This is a genomic window from Faecalibacterium sp. AF10-46, from assembly GCF_003604105.1.
Classification (GTDB): domain Bacteria; phylum Bacillota; class Clostridia; order Oscillospirales; family Ruminococcaceae; genus Faecalibacterium; species Faecalibacterium taiwanense.
The window spans coordinates 119,271-135,811 of sequence record NZ_QVGY01000010.1 but is presented as its reverse complement, the minus strand read 5'-3'; the positions used below and the strand labels follow the sequence as shown (position 1 = coordinate 135,811).

The 16,541-nt window shown below is 55.3% G+C and carries 14 protein-coding genes and 1 tRNA gene; 6 read left to right on the top strand and 9 right to left on the bottom strand.

Going from position 1 to position 16,541, the window contains the following annotated elements:
- Positions 1-294 precede the first annotated feature (294 nt).
- Complete coding sequence (locus DWV57_RS11240) at positions 295-1,071, top strand: type III pantothenate kinase (RefSeq protein WP_118529292.1); 777 nt, start codon at positions 295-297, stop codon at positions 1,069-1,071.
- A 297-nt stretch (positions 1,072-1,368) separates the two neighbouring features.
- Here the strand turns inward: DWV57_RS11240 and DWV57_RS11235 are convergent.
- A tRNA-Arg gene (locus tag DWV57_RS11235) sits at positions 1,369-1,445 on the bottom strand.
- Between the two features lie 160 nt (positions 1,446-1,605).
- Here DWV57_RS11235 and DWV57_RS11230 point away from each other — a divergent pair.
- On the top strand, positions 1,606-2,970 hold the full coding sequence (locus tag DWV57_RS11230; protein ID WP_120020844.1) for an MATE family efflux transporter: 1,365 nt from the start codon (positions 1,606-1,608) through the stop codon (positions 2,968-2,970).
- Positions 2,971-3,010: 40 nt separating this feature from the next.
- On the opposite strand, the gene DWV57_RS11225 is transcribed toward DWV57_RS11230, so the two are convergent.
- The 3 genes from DWV57_RS11225 to DWV57_RS11220 all read right to left on the bottom strand — a co-directional run bounded on the left by DWV57_RS11225 (position 3,011) and on the right by DWV57_RS11220 (position 5,312).
- Positions 3,011-4,039 (bottom strand): aldo/keto reductase, encoded by a 1,029-nt coding sequence (locus tag DWV57_RS11225; RefSeq protein ID WP_120020843.1) that lies wholly within the window; start codon positions 4,037-4,039, stop codon positions 3,011-3,013.
- A 141-nt stretch (positions 4,040-4,180) separates the two neighbouring features.
- Positions 4,181-4,417 (bottom strand): hypothetical protein, encoded by a 237-nt coding sequence (locus DWV57_RS14680; RefSeq protein WP_207666259.1) that lies wholly within the window; start codon positions 4,415-4,417, stop codon positions 4,181-4,183.
- Positions 4,410-5,312: a DNA cytosine methyltransferase gene (locus DWV57_RS11220; RefSeq protein WP_207666258.1), complete on the bottom strand. Its 903-nt coding sequence runs from the start codon at positions 5,310-5,312 to the stop codon at positions 4,410-4,412. The genes DWV57_RS14680 and DWV57_RS11220 overlap by 8 nt, the downstream gene beginning before the upstream one ends.
- Positions 5,313-5,414: 102 nt before the next feature.
- Between DWV57_RS11220 and DWV57_RS11215 the strand changes: the two genes are divergently transcribed.
- Complete coding sequence (locus DWV57_RS11215) at positions 5,415-6,467, top strand: HindVP family restriction endonuclease (protein WP_120020842.1); 1,053 nt, start codon at positions 5,415-5,417, stop codon at positions 6,465-6,467.
- A 56-nt stretch (positions 6,468-6,523) separates the two neighbouring features.
- Here DWV57_RS11215 and DWV57_RS11210 read toward each other — a convergent pair whose 3' ends face one another.
- The 4 genes from DWV57_RS11210 to DWV57_RS11195 all read right to left on the bottom strand — a co-directional run bounded on the left by DWV57_RS11210 (position 6,524) and on the right by DWV57_RS11195 (position 12,438).
- Positions 6,524-7,546 (bottom strand): ATPase P, encoded by a 1,023-nt coding sequence (locus tag DWV57_RS11210; protein WP_120020841.1) that lies wholly within the window; start codon positions 7,544-7,546, stop codon positions 6,524-6,526.
- A gap of 227 nt (positions 7,547-7,773) precedes the next feature.
- Positions 7,774-9,279, bottom strand: a complete 1,506-nt coding sequence (locus DWV57_RS11205) for a carbon starvation CstA family protein (RefSeq protein ID WP_118529289.1) — start codon at positions 9,277-9,279, stop codon at positions 7,774-7,776.
- Positions 9,280-9,708: 429 nt separating this feature from the next.
- Positions 9,709-11,208, bottom strand: coding sequence for a carbon starvation CstA family protein (locus tag DWV57_RS11200; RefSeq protein ID WP_120020840.1), 1,500 nt, complete (start codon positions 11,206-11,208; stop codon positions 9,709-9,711).
- Between the two features lie 312 nt (positions 11,209-11,520).
- Positions 11,521-12,438: a LysR family transcriptional regulator gene (locus tag DWV57_RS11195; protein ID WP_165852917.1), complete on the bottom strand. Its 918-nt coding sequence runs from the start codon at positions 12,436-12,438 to the stop codon at positions 11,521-11,523.
- 137 nt (positions 12,439-12,575) lie between these two features.
- Between DWV57_RS11195 and DWV57_RS11190 the strand changes: the two genes are divergently transcribed.
- The 3 genes from DWV57_RS11190 to DWV57_RS11180 are packed head-to-tail and all read left to right on the top strand — an operon-like array spanning position 12,576 to position 14,259.
- Positions 12,576-12,791 (top strand): hypothetical protein, encoded by a 216-nt coding sequence (locus tag DWV57_RS11190; protein ID WP_120020839.1) that lies wholly within the window; start codon positions 12,576-12,578, stop codon positions 12,789-12,791.
- A gap of 15 nt (positions 12,792-12,806) precedes the next feature.
- Positions 12,807-13,709, top strand: coding sequence for a 2-dehydropantoate 2-reductase (locus tag DWV57_RS11185; protein WP_120020838.1), 903 nt, complete (start codon positions 12,807-12,809; stop codon positions 13,707-13,709).
- A gap of 10 nt (positions 13,710-13,719) precedes the next feature.
- Entirely contained in the window at positions 13,720-14,259 is a 540-nt protein-coding gene (locus DWV57_RS11180; protein WP_120020837.1) for a histidine phosphatase family protein, read from the top strand.
- Positions 14,260-14,833: 574 nt separating this feature from the next.
- Here the strand turns inward: DWV57_RS11180 and DWV57_RS11175 are convergent.
- Positions 14,834-16,540: a hypothetical protein gene (locus DWV57_RS11175; protein WP_120020836.1), complete on the bottom strand. Its 1,707-nt coding sequence runs from the start codon at positions 16,538-16,540 to the stop codon at positions 14,834-14,836.
- Position 16,541 lies beyond the last annotated feature (1 nt).

The window sequence follows — 16,541 nt, the reverse complement described above, 5'->3', positions numbered from 1 at the left end:
TAATACCACACCCCCGCCTCCTTGTCAACACTTTTTGACAACTTTTTCCAATTTCTTTGCAGAGCAAAGAATCCCCCCTGTTTTTCACCCGTTACAAGACGCTCCTTTTTTCTTGACAAGACTGTGCACAGAACGTATTATGGAGTTATCCCCGTATCCTGTATAAGGTAGCTATACTTATTACATAAAGGAGAAGCGCCATGTCCTGTGTCAATATCCGCGGCGGGCGCGCTATTCGGGTGTGCTATTATATTATATATACATTATATTGCGCTGCAGAGGAGGGCTTTGTTTATGATACTCACCGTCAACATTGGCAACACCCACATCACCGTGGGCGGCTACGAGCAGGATACTCTGCGTTTTTGTGGACGGCTGCACTCTGATACCGCCGCAACGGTGGACGAATACGCCATCCGTCTGGTGAATCTGCTCTCTCTGCACGGTGCTTCGCCGGCACAAGTTGAAGGCGGTATTCTGGGCAGTGTAGTGCCCGTGCTGAGCGGCCGGGTTCTTTCCGCTTTGCGTATCCTCTGCAATGCGCGCATCCTGACGGTCGGCCCCGGCCTGAAAAGCGGCATCAAGCTTCGGTTGGACAACCCCGCCCAGCTGGGCGCCGAGCTTTTATGCGGTGCTGTTGCTGCACTGGCAGAGTGTTCCGGGCCGCTGGTAGTGATCTCTGCCGATACCGCTATCTCCATGATGGCAGTCAATGCCAAGCAGGAGCTTGTGGGCGGGGTGATCCTACCCGGGCCGCAGCTCTCGCTGAGCGCACTGGTAAAGAACACCGCTCAGCTGCCGCAGATCGACCTTGCTGCAAAGGCTCCCGCATCCATTCTGGGCAAGAGCACCTCTTCCTGCCTGCAGAACGGCTTTGTGCTGGGCACCGCCAGCCTGCTGGACGGTCTGGCGGAACGTTTCTGCGCAGAGCTTGGCCCGCAGACAGCATTCTACGCCACCGGCAATCTGCCCATTCCCATCCGGGAAGCATGCTGCACCCCCATTCTATACCGGGAGACCCTCATCACAGACGGGCTGTACCGCATCTGGATGAAAAACAAAAAAGGATAGCTCGAATCCTCCCGGCGCACCGTAAATCGCAGCCTGTTGTTAGACATTCCTACACGCTGGGAACCGCGCACTAAGCAACAGCCCGCTGGGCTGATTGCTTGCCCTGCTGTGCAGGGCCTGACGGGTTGCGTTTGCTGATTTTTCTGCAGCCCCTTGGCAGGGCTTTGAAAAATCAGAACGCGGCCCCAACAACTCCTCCCTGTTTCAGCCGCTGGCTGCGGTCGTCGTCGTTGCTGTTCGGATCCTCCCGATCGCACAAAAAGAATCCCCGGCACACGAAAGTGTGTCGGGGATTCTTGGTGCGACCGGGAGGATTCGAACCTCTGGCCTTCCGGGTCGGAGCCGAACGCTCTATCCAGCTGAGCTACGATCGCACATATTCATTTCATCGGTGTAAAGTAGTATAGCACAGCCACACAAAAAAATCAAATAGGAAATGTCGATGCTATCTTGCAAAAGCCGCAGCGGCCCATATAATAGAGGTGTGCCCCGGTGTGCGCGGGCACGGTTTAGGTTAAAGGATAAAAAGAGAACATGAAATCAAATACCAAAACACTGACCGAAGGCCCTCTGGCCAAACAGATCTTTCTGGTCAGTCTGCCGCTGGCGCTTTCCAACCTGCTGCAGGTGCTGTTCAACATGTCGGACGTGGCCGTGGTAGGCCGGTTTGCAGGCTCTACAGCGCTGGGCGCGGTGGGTTCCACCAGCATCCTCGTCAGCCTGTTCACCGGCTTCCTGATCGGCCTGAGCGGCGGCATCAACGTGCTGGTGGCCCGCTTCTACGGTGCACGGCACGAGCACGATGTGGAAAAGACTGTCCACTCCGCCGCCATCGTCAGCCTGATCGCGGGTGTGGTGCTGCTGTTCGTCGGCCTGCTGGGCTCCCCCTTCATGCTGCGGCTGCTGAACACCAAGGACGACCTGCTGCCCGGTGCCATCCTGTACCTGCGGGTGTACTTCCTTGGTATGCCCGCTCTGGCCTTGTACAACTTCGGCAACGCTGTGTTCAGCGCCATCGGCGACACCAAAAAGCCGCTGATGTACCTGTCCATTGCGGGCGCACTGAACATTGCACTGAACCTGTTTTTTGTCATCGTGTGCCAGTTAAGCGTCATGGGCGTGGCGCTGGCCAGTGCCATTTCGCAGTGCGTCTCTGCCGGGCTGATCCTGCACGCTTTGACCAAAGTGCAGGACTGCTACGTGCTGGACACCAAAAAGCTGCATCTGGACCCCGCCACAACAAAGAGCATTCTGGGCCTTGGTCTTCCGGCCGGTTTCCAGAATGCCATTTTTGCCATTGCAAACCTGTTCATTCAGGCAGGGGTCAACTCCTTCGACTCTCTCATGGTCAAGGGCAACAGCGCCGCCGCCAATGCCGATGCCATGATCTACGACTGCATGGCCGCATTCTATATGGCCTGTGCAAGCTTTATGAGCCAGAACTACGGCGCTGGCAAGCCGGACCGCGTAAAGAAGAGTTATTTCATCAGTCTGGCCTACTCCTTTGGTGTGGGCCTGATCCTGGGCGGAAGCCTGTTCCTCTTTGGCCGCACCTTCCTTGCCCTGTTCACCACCGAGAGCGCCGTCATTGATGCCGGCATGAAGCGCGTAGGCGTGATGGGCTTTGCCTACTGCATCTCCGCCTTTATGGATTGCACCATCGCCGCTTCCCGCGGACTTGGCAAGACGGTGGTGCCCACCATTATTGTGGTAATGGGTTCCTGCGTGTTCCGGGTGATCTGGGTATACACCATCTTCGCGCACTTTCACACCATTCCCTCGCTGTACGCACTGTACCCCTGCAGCTGGGCGCTGACCGCCCTTGCCGAGATCGTGTACTTCGCACACTGCTATAAGGAATCGATGAAGATTTTTGAGCAGCCAAAAGCTGCCGCATAAAGCACAAAAGCTCCTGTCTGAATGGGCAGGAGCTTTTGTGTTACTGAACTTTTACTTCACCGGCCAGAACGCGTTTGTAATCCTCATAGTTGCGGGCCAGCAGGGCGGGGGTATCCAGACCATATGGGCACTTGGCCTTGCACCGGTTGCAGTGCAGGCAGCCTTCGATCTTTTTCATCTTGGCCTGACCTGCGGGGCTGAGATGCTCTGCCGAGGGCGAACGACGCAGCAGCAGGCTCATGCGGGCGCAGTTGTTGATCTCGATGCCTGCCGGGCAGGGCATACAATAGCCGCAGCCGCGGCAGAACTCGCCGCACAGCTCGGCACGATCCCCCTCAATGACGGCACGGATGTCGTCGGTCATACGCGGCGGGTTGTCGATATAGGAAAGGAACTCATCCAGTTCCCTTTCACGCTGCACGCCCCAGATGGGCAGAACTCCATCGAACTGCGCCTCAAAGGCATAGGCTGCGGCACTGTTGGTGATCAGTCCGCCGGACAGGCCCTTCATAGCGATAAAGCCCATATTTGCCGCCTTGCACTTGTTCACCAATTCCAGCTCCTGCTCACCGGAGATATAGCTGAACGGGAACTGCAGCGTCTCGTACAAACCGCTGTCAATGGCCTCGTGGGCCACCTTCAGGCGGTGGTTGGTGATGCCGATATGCCGGACCATGCCCTTGGCTTTGGCCTCCTGCATAGCCTCGTAGAGGCCGGAGCCGTCGCCTGGCTTCGGGCAGAATGCGGGATTGTGGAACTGGTACAGGTCAATGTAATCGGTGCGCAGGTTGGTGAGTGAGGTGTGCAGATCCTTCCAGAAGTCCTCTGCGTTCTGCGCTGCCGTTTTGGTGGCGATATACACTTCCGTGCGGATGCCGTCAAAGGCTTCGCCCAGCTTCACCTCGCTGTCGGTGTAGGCGCGGGCGGTATCAAAAAAGCGGATGCCTGCCTTGTAAGCCTTGCGGGCCAGATAGACGGCATCTTCCTGCGAGATGCGCTGGATGGGCAGTGCGCCGAAGCCATTTTTGTTCACCGTGATGCCGGTGCTGCCAAGGGTGACCATATCCATAGCTGTTTCCTCCACTCGTGGGTGTAAAGACTCTCCTTTTTCATTATAAAACGAACAATTCTGCTGTGCAAGAAGTTAGGCAAAACAAAAGGGGCTGTTGCACATCGTTTTAGCTGAAAGTGCAGCAGCCTCTTTTTGTCATCACCTTGCATGAAATTTTCGATATAATTTGACAGCCCTCTTAATTTGAGAACGAACAGAAACCGACAAGCATTTATATTGTTCCTTCTGTTCCAAGTAGAACTGATATACCTCTTCATCATACCATTCTATAATTCCATCAGCACGCTTAACTCTAGATGCCATGTCGCCAATTACTGCTTCAGAATACGAAGAATTTTCCTTAAGCCATTTTTTGAAACCTTCCGTATCAACCATTACCACATTCCTCCAAAGTAAGCTGCACCGTTTCGGCTACATACCTTGCCAAATTAACAGGCACCGCATTGCCTATCATCTGTTCAACATCCGTTTTATTGCCAATCCATTTAAATGATTTGGGGAAGGTTTGGATTAACGCTCGTTCCTCTGTACTTAGCACATGAAGTTCAGAATGAACGGGACATGCATCGTTCGGATGCCCTGGGTAGCCTTTGGGAACTGGACGATTGACTCCTCTTACAGTCGGAGCAGGTTCATCGATAGAAAACACCGCTCTGCGGTTATAATTACGAGGATGCCTATAATAAAACTCGAAGCCCAAACTATCGCCAAAATAGTCTCTTAAAGTCATCGAATTTTTGGACTGTCTTTTGACAAACACATCCAGCGCAAAGCCATCTTCTTTGCCAAGCATACCAAAGCAAATAAATCTTCTACGTTTTTGTGGAGCACCACACTTGCTTGCATCAAGAACAATTTCGGTCAGACCATATCCAGCGTCTTTTAAAATTCGTCTAGCGCTTGCATAAGCATTACTCTTTTGCGCTCTGTCCACGTTTTCCATAACAAAGCAAATAGGTCTAATCGCACTGATGATTTCAGCATAGGAATCTGTTAAGACTGCCCTGTTCGCTTCAATTCGTTTTCCCGCATGAGAAAAATCCTGACATGGTGGACCTCCGATAATCATAGCCGGTTTATATTTTTTTATAATTTCAACTGCATTCTGGGTATCAGCCAAATCCACTTTTAGAACAGGATGGTTAAAGTTTGCTTTATAACATTTAATAGCGGCATCCCACAATTCAAATGCCGCTACGATTTCAAATCCTTGTTTTTCAAAACCAAGCGAAAGGCCTCCACATCCCGCGAACAAATCAACAGTTCTCATGTTTCTCACTTCCATTCTCATAGAGTCCATGCTATAATTATGGTAACATAGTATTGATATGGCGTCAAGTATTTGACGCCGTTTTTGAGGGGATGTAAATTTATGTCATCCGGCTTGTTTGGTATCGAGCATTCCAACCGAACTGTTACCGACCATTGGGGTAAAAATTGTTTCAACTCCAGTTATCCCACCGCCACAGCCTGTTACATGTTAGAGCACAACATACCAGCTGTATACATCAAACTCGCTCACGTAAACGGCAAATTAGGAATAGTAGCAGATGAAATTCCTATCAGTCAAGTATTTAACAGCGGTGCCAAAAGTTCAAATGAACTCTTTTTCAGTTTTGAATCAGTCTTTGAGCCATATCAACGCTACTCTTTTGACGCAATAGATGGAATTGATCTTGTTATAAAAGACCTTGACGGAAGATTTTTGTCTCCCATTGAGGTCAAACTAACAGTCTTACCAGATAACTCCACCTGCGAAAAAGAAGAAAATGAGTGGGGTTCCGAGATTGTCATCCGATCTGCTACTACTTCATACTGTGCATTGGGCATGTTTGATGCAGTCAAAGACCATTCTCGTCACGTGAGAGAAATCTTCGAGGACGCTTGTTCTTCTATCCAAATGTGGGATAATGACTTTGAAGTATCTCACAAAATGCATGAACTTTACAACAGTATCAACTCCTTCCAAAGTGAATATTATCAGAATCAGAAGCCCCTTCTTATGCAGACGATTTGGAAAACACAGGGAAAATCTCCATTACTTGCAGATCAAGCATTTGATATTATAGTCTGGAGTGACTATGCCTTTTCCAGGCTATTCATTGACGGCTCTAATGACGGAGCATCTAAAATGAGTAGGCCCATGAGAGCAACAGCCAGACTTGCAAGGTGCTTATGGGAACTAAGTCGTTCCGGTATTATTCGAGTGAACGACATTTACAGACAAATGGCATTCGGCAATCAAACCGACAAAGAGTTTTCGGTCAATGGATTGAAATGGAAACGCTATGTTATATCGGACAGAACAACCACTCCCATTCTTCCAAGCACTGTCGTTAATGAGATCATCGAGAATGGATACATCCAGAGGTTAAGTCCCGAAAGACGATTTGACCAAACTCTATATTTTACCATCCAAAGATAAAAACAGAGCCAGAACAACTGCAGTTGTTCTGGCTCTGTTTTTACGTAAATAAATTTTTACTGATAATCGTGGTTCAGGAACATCGCTTTGATGACCACCACCTCGTCGTATTCCTCCTGTTCCACCTGCACATCTGCGTTCAGGGACTTCAGGCGGCTTTCCACGGCTGCAAGGGCTTCCGGCACCGTGACGGCGCGGCCCTCTTCAATGGCATCGCTCATCTGCTTGAGCACGATGGGATGTGCGTAATGGCTGGGCACCGGGAAGGCACCGTTCGGGTAGTGCTTCACGTATTCTGCCATAGCAGCTTCGGCCTTCTCGGCCCGCTTCATGATGGCGCTGTGGTTGTTGTGGGCGGTGGGCAGCATGTTGTAGCTGGAGAACAGGAAGATGGCTGCAAAGCCAAACAGTGCAAAGTAGATGCCATAGCCGCCGGTGTGGTTGGTAACGGCATACAGGCCATAGGCCGCAGAGACGATGCCCATGATAAAGATGGCCAGCGCCACATAGCGGTACACCGGCTTGCTTTGCAGCTGGGCGCGCTTGCGGCGCTCGGCTGCACTCAGCTCATCGGCGATTTCCGGCTTTGCTTCCAGATATTCCTTTGCCCTGTGCAGCACGGTGATGCTGTGACGGGCATCGTCGGTCAGCTCGCTTTCCGGCAGCTTGCGGGAGGCCTTTTCGGCTTCCTTCTTCTGCAGCATCTGCTCACCGGCTGCGCTGAGCAGATGGATCTGCGGCTGCTCTTTGGCCAGCACCTCCAGCAGCTTGTCCACATCCCGCTCGTCCTTGAAGTTGCACTGCTTCTGCTTGCCGCCATCGTACTCCACCACAAGGTAGGCCATGGAGGCAAACATGCCCTTGCCGGTAAAGCCGCCGGAGCTCATAGCCACCCGCTTGAACACACGGCTGATGCTGCCATAGGGCAGATAATAGCGGCGGTCGATGTAAAAGCTGTTGAGGTACAGCGCCTTTTTGCCAACGCCGCAGGGGCCGATCTTTTTGCAGGACTTTCTGTCCTCCACCAGCTCCTGTTTATCAAGCTTTGCCATACCCAGCTGTGCAGGTTTGAAGATCATGGAAGTTCCCTTCTTTACTGTTAGTTTCCGGTCCAGCCGCAGATGCTGCAGCCATTCCAAATAAAATCACCGGTTCTATTTTCGCACTGCAGCCCTCAAAATGCAACCCCTTCTGCTGCTAAGATTTGCACAAAAGGTTTGTCTGTTATGTCAAAACACCCCCGTCACTGCGGGGTGCAGCGGCGGGGGTGTCAGAGTTTAAGGCTTATGCGGTGCGGCAGACATCCTTATGCCTTCTGAGAAGCGGTGTGCTTCTTGGTAGCATAGATGAAGAGTGCCAGCATTGCGATTGCAAAGATGATGCCGATGGGGTATGCAACGGCAGTGTTGTAAGCGACCAGCTTGCCGTCTGCGTAAGTATTGATCATCTTGCCCAGGCACTCAGGTGCCAGCACGAAGTAGGTGCAGGACACAGCGCTCATGAAGGTAGCGGGCACAGCGGTGATCCAGTAGTTCTTCTTCTCCTTGAACAGGTACATGGATGCAGCCCACAGAACGATCATGGCCAGCGTCTGGTTGGTCCAGCTGAAGTAGCGCCAGATCACGGTGTAGTTGATGAAGCCCAGTGCGTTGCCAATGCCCAGGAAAGCACCAACGCCCAGCACAGGGACACAGAGCTTCAGGCGGTTTGCGTAGCTGTCCTGATCGATCTTGAGCCAGTCGGCCAGAGTCAGACGAGCGGAACGGAACGCGGTATCGCCGGAGGTGATGGGGCAGATGACAACGCCGATCATTGCCAGAGCAATGCCAACGCCGCCCATGGTCTTTGCACACACGTCGTAGATGGCAGCAGACTGACCAGCAGCCAGAGCCTCTGCCAGACCGGCCATCTTGCCGTCGGTGATGGTGTACAGTGCGCAGCCGGCAGCGGCCCAGATCAGAGCGATGACACCCTCGCAGACCATTGCGCCGTAGAACACGAAGTGGCCCTGCTTCTCACTCTTCATGCAGCGAGCCATCAGAGGCGACTGGGTGGAGTGGAAACCGGAGATAGCGCCGCAGGCAACGGTGATGAACATGAAGCTCCAAATGGGAGTGCCCGACGGATGCATGTTGCTGAAGTTTGCCCAGATCTCGGGGATGGTGTAGGCAGGGTTGGTAAAGATGCCGAAGATAACGCCCACAGCCATGATGATCAGGCAGATGCCGAACACGGGGTAGATCTTACCGATGATGGCATCAATGGAGATAAAGGTTGCGATGAAGTAGTACACCAGAATGATGATCAGCCAGAACAGGGTGGTGGTCAGCAGACCGGACATGCCGCTGTTCTTGCACAGGGTAACGATCAGGCCTGCGGGGCCCACTGCGAACACGGTACCAACCATGATCAGCAGCACAACAGAGAACACACGCATGATGTTCTGCATGACAGGTCCGAGGTATCTGCCGGTGACCTCAGCGATGGATGCGCCATCGTTGCGCTCGCTCATCATACCGGAGAAGTAGTCATGCACACCACCTGCAAAGATGGTGCCGAAGGTAATCCACAGGAACACCACGGGACCCCACAGAGCACCCTGCAGTGCACCAAAGATGGGGCCCAGACCTGCAATGTTCAGCAGCTGGACGAGGAACAGCTTCCACTGGGGCATCACAACGTAGTCAACGCCGTCGTTGATGCGCACAGCAGGAGTTTCGCGGTCGTCCGGTCCGAACGTGTTGTCAACGATCTTGCCATAGACAAAGTAGCCGATGATCAAGAGCGCCAGACAGAGTAAGAAACTAATCATACCAGAAACCTCCTTTTTGATTCAAACCGCAGCCAGCATTTTGCGTGCCTGACCACGGCTCTGACCAATCTCTGGCTTCATGTTAACACTTTTTTCATAAAACGGTTAATATTTTTCTGGTATAGTTCCCATATCAAAAAGTATATGGCAAGATGCTCCTGCAGAATACTGAAAAAGAGTTTTTATCGAATTTACGGCAAATTTTCTTAATTCTCCGGTAAAGACCTTTTCCGGGACCAGTCAAAGCCGCTGCTGCCAAACTTTCTGGTCCGCTTTTGTGCAAGTTGCTCAATCGTTTTCAATTTTCTCCGCAAATCGTGATTTCTCTGCCTGAAACGCCGCAAAATACAAGGCATCCTCCGCCGAGCCATTTCAGCGGAGGATGCCTTATTCAACAGATTATTTGTATATATCTTTGTATATATCGTGTCATGCCTTCTGGGCTGCCTTCTTCGTTGCGTGGAGGAAGACTGCCAGCATTGCAATGGCAAAGATGATGCCGATGGGGTATGCAACGGCGGTGTTGTAGATGGTTGCGCCTTCTGCGGTCTTGGCGTTCAGCAGGCCGCCCAGACATTCGGGAGCCAGAATGAAGTAGGTGGAAGAGACCGCGCTCATGAAGGTAGCGGGCACAGCGGTGATCCAGTAGTTCTTCTTCTCCTTGAACAGGTACATGGATGCAGCCCACAGAACGATCATGGCCAGCGTCTGGTTGGTCCAGCTGAAGTAGCGCCAGATGACCGTGTAGTTGATGAAGCCCAGCGCGTTGCCGATGCCAAGGAAAGCACCAACGCCCAGCACAGGGACACAGAGCTTCAGGCGGTTTGCGTAGCTGTCCTGATCGATCTTGAACCAGTCGGCCAGAGTCAGACGGGCGGAACGGAATGCGGTATCGCCGGAGGTGATGGGGCACACCACAACGCCGACCATTGCCAGTGCGATGCCCACGCCGCCCATGGTCTTGGAGCAGACATCATAAATAGCCTTGGACTGGCCCATGGCCAGTGCTTCGGCCAGACCGGTGTTCAGGCCGCCGGTCACCTCGTACAGGCTGCAGCCAGCAGCGGCCCAGATCAGAGCGATAACGCCCTCGCAGACCATTGCGCCGTAGAACACGAAGTGGCCCTGCTTTTCACTCTTCATGCAGCGGGCCATCAGAGGCGACTGGGTGGAGTGGAAACCGGAGATAGCACCGCAGGCCACCGTGATGAACATGAAGCTCCAGATGGGGGTTCCCGACGGATGCATGCTGCCGAAGTGATTCCAGATCTCCGGGATGGTGTAGGCAGGATTGGTGAAGATGCCGAAGATGACGCCGATGGCCATGATGATCAGGCAGATGCCGAAGATGGGGTAGATCTTGCCAATGACGGCATCAATGGAGATAAAGGTTGCAATAAAGTAGTACACCAGAATGATGATGAGCCAGAACAGCAGCGAGGTGAGCACGCCGGAAGCGCCGCTCTGACTGCACAGCTCCACGATCAGGCCGGCGGGGCCCACCGCGAACACGGTGCCCACCATGATGAGCAGCACAACAGAGAACACGCGCATGACGTTCTGCATCACAGGGCCTAAGTACTTGCCGGTGATCTCGGCGATGGAAGCGCCGTCGTTGCGCTCGCTCATCATGCCGGAGAAGTAGTCGTGCACACCGCCCGCAAAGATGGTGCCGAAGGTGATCCACAAAAAGACCACCGGGCCCCACAATGCGCCCTGCATGGCACCAAAAATGGGGCCAAGGCCGGCGATGTTCAGCAGCTGAACGAGGAACAGCTTCCACTGGGGCATCACAACGTAGTCCACACCGTCATTGATGCGCACAGCAGGCGTTTCGCGGTCGTCCGGGCCGAAGGTGTTGTCCACGATCTTACCATAGACAAAGTAGCCCACGATCAGGATCGCCAGACAGAGTAAGAAACTGATCATACCAGAAACCTCCTTTTTCTTTGTGCCGGAATCATGGAAGCATTTTCCATATTTTCCATTCATCCCGGCCAGCTTTCTGGGTCTATGTTAACATATTTTTCATAAAAGTGATAATATGCTTCTGGTATGGGGGCATATCAAAGGCCATATAGCCGCAAAGTTTTTTAGCCGATGTTTCGTCTCTTTTTTGCTCGATTTATCAGCAAAAAGACAGCCGCAGCGCATAAAGCGCTGCGGCTGTCGGCCAAATTCCTTTGCTTTTCGGTTTTTCCGCATTCCGATGTTTTGCCAGTTCTTAACCGGTTTCGGCGGTCATTTCACGGTCAGCGCCGCCTGCTTGTGCAGCAACTGCACAAAGGTCTGCTCCTCCGGGCGCAGGGTCCCCCTGTCCGGATAGACCAGAACATCCTTCATGCGCTGGCGCTGGGCCGGGCATTTCCTGAGCACCAGATGGTATTGTTCCAGCGCCCGCTTTGGCATGGGCGAAGCCCACATATAGGCATTGGGCAGGTTCTGCAGGATGGAAAACTGGCTGCACCGCTCATACACATGGATGCGGCGGTTCGGGTTCGTATGCCAGCGCAGGCCGCTGTCCTCACCGCCGGGCAGCTGGAAATCACCGTGCAGGACTTCCATATAGCTGTTCAGCTGGGTGATGTCGGTCACTTCGCACTTTGCCAGCGGGCCTTCGCGGTTGGTCAGCAGCCGGTATTCAAACTCCATCACCGGCTCCCGGTGCAGGCCGTGACGGTCGCAGTAGCGGCGGTAATAATCCTCATCCTCCTCCGCGTAGCGCAGCAGGGCCAGATGATAGCCCCGCCGCAGTACATGGTCCAGTGCTTCCATGGTGCCGGATTCCCGGATATGCACCCGCAGCTGCTGGCTGTCTGCCATCTGCTGCAAAAAATCCACCGTCGCGTAGGAAGCGTAGGTGGCGTGGGGCAGCACCACCCGCAGCTCCGCACAGCTGCTCTGCCGGCTGCGGGCATCCAGATCCAGCCGGTCCACCTCGTCCAGCACCCGCTCTGCCTGCCGGATAAAATGCCGTCCCTGTTCGGTGGGGATCATGCCGGTGGACGAGCGTTCAAAGATGCGGATGCCGTATTCCTCTTCCAGATTCTTGAGCGCCTTGCTCACATTGGGCTGGGCCGCATACAGCTGCTTTGCCGCCGCGCTCACGGAGCCCCACTTGCGGATGGCCACCAGATAACGCAGTTCCGTAATATTCATGTGACTGCCCCCTGTTCCAAAAATCATTCCTATTTTATCAAGCCGGGCGGCCGGCTGTCAAGCCAAATGCGGTTGACGCGCCCCGCGCAGAGCTTTATAATAAAAATGCTGTATTTACAAAAAGGAGTTTAGCTGCTATGGAGACTACCTGCCGCGTTCTGCGCATTGACGAACAGCTGTACGGCTGCGAGGAGCTGCCCGCCGGTCAGCCGGTGCTGTGCGATGTCACGCTGGCTGATCCCGCCGGGGCCCGGCGCACCCTGCCCTACCCGGACAAAGAGCTCACCCGCCTAGGCATCGACGAGGGCAGCATGGTCGTCCTGACCGCAGACGGAACGCTGAAAAAGGCATAAACACAGGAGGAACACATGAAAAAGATCGAAACTTCGGCCCTGATCGGTCTGGGCGCACTGGGCATCCTGTTCGGCCGCAAAATGCCCGGCGTGCAGGTCATCGCCGACAAGGACCGCATTGCCCGCTACTCTGCCGAGCCGGTCATCTGCAACGGCGAAGCGTGCAGCTTCCGTTACGTCACCCCCGCCGAGGGCAAACCGGTAGACCTGCTTCTGGTGGCCGTCAAGGCCACGGTGCTGGAACAGGCCATTCAGGACATTGCAAAGTTCATTGGCCCGGACACCATCATCCTCAGCGTGCTGAACGGCATCACCAGCGAGGAGCACATTGACACAGCCTATCCCGGCCACACCCTGTGGAGCGTTGCCATCGGCATGGATGCCACCCGCACCGGGCGCACGCTGGTGTTCAATCAGGCGGGCAAGATCCAGTTCGGTGAGCGCAGCGGCGAGATGACCGACCGTGTGCAGGCCGTGGCCGACTATCTGGACGAGTGCGGCATTGCGTGCGAGCCCTGTGAGGATATCCTTTACAAACAGTGGAACAAGCTGATGGTGAATGACGGCCTGAATCAGGCCGCAGCCGCCTTTGACCAGCCCTACGGAGGCCTGCGCCAGCCCGGCGAAGCACAGGACATGATGCGCGCGGCCATGCAGGAGGTCATCCGGCTGGCGAACCTTGAGGGCGTGCCCCTGCCACCGGACAACGATGTGCAGTTCATCGATGCCATGATGCCCACCTTTAACCCCGAGGGCATGCCCAGCATGCGGCAGGATGTGCTGGCAAAGCGCCCCACCGAGGTGGAGGAGTTTGCCGGTGTGGTGCGCCAGCGGGCCAAGAAGTACGGGATGCCCACCCCTGCCAACGACTTTTTCTACACCCGCATCCGCGAGATCGAGGCGGGATACGACCAGTAAGGAGCCACCCATGCATACGCTTTATTTCACCCGCCACGGAGAGACCGTCTGGAACGTTGAAAACAAGATCTGCGGCATGACCGACAGCCCCCTCACCGAGCGGGGCCGCCAGCAGGCCCGGAAGCTGGGCGAAGCCGTCAAAGCCAGCGGGGTGCACATCGATGAGATCCTGTACTCTCCCCTGTCCCGCGCCGCCGACACCGCCATGGCCATTGCCGAGGCCACCGGCCTGCCCGCCCGGTGTGAGCCGCGCCTGCGGGAGCAGTGCTTTGGCAAATACGAGGGCACGCCCCGCAACGGCGGCGAGTTCCGCGTTTCCAAGACCCACTTCGCCGACCGCTACGACGGCGGCGAGAGTATGATGCAGCTGGCCCAGCGCATCTATAACCTGCTGGACGAGCTGAAGGCTGACACCGACAAGACCTATCTTCTGGTGGCCCACAACGGCATCGCCCGGGTGGTGCAGTCCTATTTCTACGATATGACCAACGAGGAATACGCAGCTGCGGGTATCAGGAACTGCGAACTGGTGGAATACCATTTTGAATGATATCAGCGGGAAGCAGACGATTTAAAATGCCCTCCGCTTCGCTCTGGGCATCTTTAGCGGAACGATTATTTTTATAGAAAGAAAGCCGGAAAATCTGCGGATTTTCCGGCTTTCGCTTTTCACGGGAGAGAACTGGACGGCAAACGGCAGCGCGGGAGAAAGCAGGCTAGCCCTCTCCGTCAGTTCGTTACACTCACTGCCACCTCTCCCAAAGGGAGAGGCCTTGGCATAGCGGCAAAGTTACTGGCTCGAGTACAAAGCTTACGAGCGCGCCAGCTCCCCTGCGGGGAGCTGCCGCAGCAGCGGCTGAGGGGCCTTGAAATCGGCGTAACACAAAAAAACCTTTAGCGAAGCGACTTGGATTTTTTGTATGGAGCCCATCTTCTTTGGGGTTACTAGGGGCGTGCAGCCCCTAGTTCGTGCCCCCCGCGCCTCGAAAGTAGCGGGTGCTTTTCTGGTTCTCTTTTGGCACGCAAAAGAGAACATACCCGGCGGCGATGCATTTTGCAAAAGGCATCAAACTTTAAACACGCGACCACTCTCTGCGCGGGAAGCATCCCCCGTATCATAAAAATCAGCCTTTATACAGCCCAAACAGCTTGAGCAGCTTCTGCCAAAAGGTCAGGGTCACAGCTGCCGGTTCCGGCTGGGCAGCCGGGGCCGGGGCTGTGATGGCAGTGGTCTGCAGCGCAAACTGCACCGCGCCCACCTCGGTGTTCTCTGCCGAGGTGAAGCTCTGCACCTCCCCGCCGCCGGAAAGACTGTTCAGCAGGCTGTCCAGCTGGGCACCCATGTCGATGCCGGAAACGCTGCTGCGCAGCTCGCCGGTGCCGCCGGTCAGCTGCGATGCACCCTCCGCCAGCTGCACAACGCCCGCCTTCAGCTGGGCTACACCGTCGGTGTAGGCGTTCAGGCCGTCGTCCAGCTGGACGTACTGGGCGGCAAGCTGGTTCACGCCGTCGGTGAGCACCGAGAGATTGCCCAGCATCCCAGTAAGCACACCGGCCAGCTGACGCACCCCGGCATCAAACTCGCCGTAGCTGCCGTTCAGGGTGCTGCTGCCCTCGTGCAGCTGGGCAATGCCGCCGTTCACGGTGTCGAGATAGGTCTGCATGGCATCGATGTTGGCCGTAGACCCCTGCAAAAGCAGGATCACATCCTTGAGCTGCGGCATCATCCACACCATTCCCTGCAGCTGCTGGATGGCCTTGGCATTGCCATCCTTTACCACGTCAAGGTCAAGGCCGTTCTCTTTCAGGATGGCCTTGTAGGCTTCAAAGCTCACCTGCTGCTCCAGCTGTGCCGCGCCCTCATCCAGCCGGGCAATGCCGTCCCGGATCTGGGTGGAGGCATCCAGCAGGGTGTTCAGCTCGTCGGTGGAGGCCGAGATGCCGTTCAGCGCGGTCTGCATCTGGGTGAGGGCCCCACGCACCCGGGCTGAGCCGCCGGTCAAGGCACCGGAATTGCCGTTCAGGGTGTCGATGCCCGCCTGCACCTGCGCAATGCCGTCTGCCAGCGCGTTGGCACCATCGTCCAGCTGAACGGAACCGCTCTGCAGCTGTTCCAGCATCCCCGTCAGGTCCATATCCCCGAGGTCGAGGTTCAGGTTCAGCCGCACGCCGTTCAGGGAAACGGCGTCCATGGCAAAATTCGTCACATCGGCGGTGACGGTCACGTCGCTGTCCGCGCCCGGCAGCAGGATGTAGGAAAGCTGCTTTTTGCTGCCCACATTCGCTACCGTAGCGCCCGGCGCGCTGATGTTCCGGGCAAGGCCGGTGTCCAGACTCATGGTCACCTGCAGCGCGTAGTCGTCAAAAAAGCTGCCGGTGCAGTCCGGGTTGCGGCTCACCTGCAGCCGGATGGAAAGAGCACCGCTTTTGCCGCCCAGCTCGTCGGGGCTGATCTCTGCCCCGTCCAGCGTATAGGTCAGCTTTACCACCCACGGCAGGGCCGTGGCGGCATCCATGGTGCCCTCATAATAGAGTTTGCCGCCCTCGGTCACATGCACCGTGACCGTATCGCCGCTCTGCTTCACGGCATCGCTCGTGGTCATGTTGCGCACGGCAGTGTAGCTGCCGTGGTCCGCAACGGTGTCCCCCGCCTGCACGGAAAAGCTGTTCACGGCGTACACGCCGGTCACAGCACCGGAGGCCGTAAGATTTGCATAAATGACCTCTTCCTTGGCAGCGGAGGCTGCTGCAAAGGCCGGCAGACTGCTGCCCGCCAGCAGGCAGCCCGCCAGTGCCAGCGCCGACACCCGGCGCACAAATCGATGTTTCATC

Coding starts and splice junctions, on each gene's coding strand:
- DWV57_RS11230 (WP_120020844.1), top strand. CDS start 1,606: ATGAAATCAAATACCAAAACACTGACCGAAGGCCCTCTGGCCAAACAG.
- DWV57_RS11240 (WP_118529292.1), top strand. CDS start 295: ATGATACTCACCGTCAACATTGGCAACACCCACATCACCGTGGGCGGC.
- DWV57_RS14680 (WP_207666259.1), bottom strand. CDS start 4,417: ATGGTTGATACGGAAGGTTTCAAAAAATGGCTTAAGGAAAATTCTTCG.
- DWV57_RS11225 (WP_120020843.1), bottom strand. CDS start 4,039: ATGGATATGGTCACCCTTGGCAGCACCGGCATCACGGTGAACAAAAAT.
- DWV57_RS11190 (WP_120020839.1), top strand. CDS start 12,576: ATGGAGACTACCTGCCGCGTTCTGCGCATTGACGAACAGCTGTACGGC.
- DWV57_RS11210 (WP_120020841.1), bottom strand. CDS start 7,546: ATGATCTTCAAACCTGCACAGCTGGGTATGGCAAAGCTTGATAAACAG.
- DWV57_RS11205 (WP_118529289.1), bottom strand. CDS start 9,279: ATGATTAGTTTCTTACTCTGTCTGGCGCTCTTGATCATCGGCTACTTT.
- DWV57_RS11195 (WP_165852917.1), bottom strand. CDS start 12,438: ATGAATATTACGGAACTGCGTTATCTGGTGGCCATCCGCAAGTGGGGC.
- DWV57_RS11180 (WP_120020837.1), top strand. CDS start 13,720: ATGCATACGCTTTATTTCACCCGCCACGGAGAGACCGTCTGGAACGTT.
- DWV57_RS11215 (WP_120020842.1), top strand. CDS start 5,415: ATGTCATCCGGCTTGTTTGGTATCGAGCATTCCAACCGAACTGTTACC.
- DWV57_RS11200 (WP_120020840.1), bottom strand. CDS start 11,208: ATGATCAGTTTCTTACTCTGTCTGGCGATCCTGATCGTGGGCTACTTT.
- DWV57_RS11175 (WP_120020836.1), bottom strand. CDS start 16,540: ATGAAACATCGATTTGTGCGCCGGGTGTCGGCGCTGGCACTGGCGGGC.
- DWV57_RS11220 (WP_207666258.1), bottom strand. CDS start 5,312: ATGAGAACTGTTGATTTGTTCGCGGGATGTGGAGGCCTTTCGCTTGGT.
- DWV57_RS11185 (WP_120020838.1), top strand. CDS start 12,807: ATGAAAAAGATCGAAACTTCGGCCCTGATCGGTCTGGGCGCACTGGGC.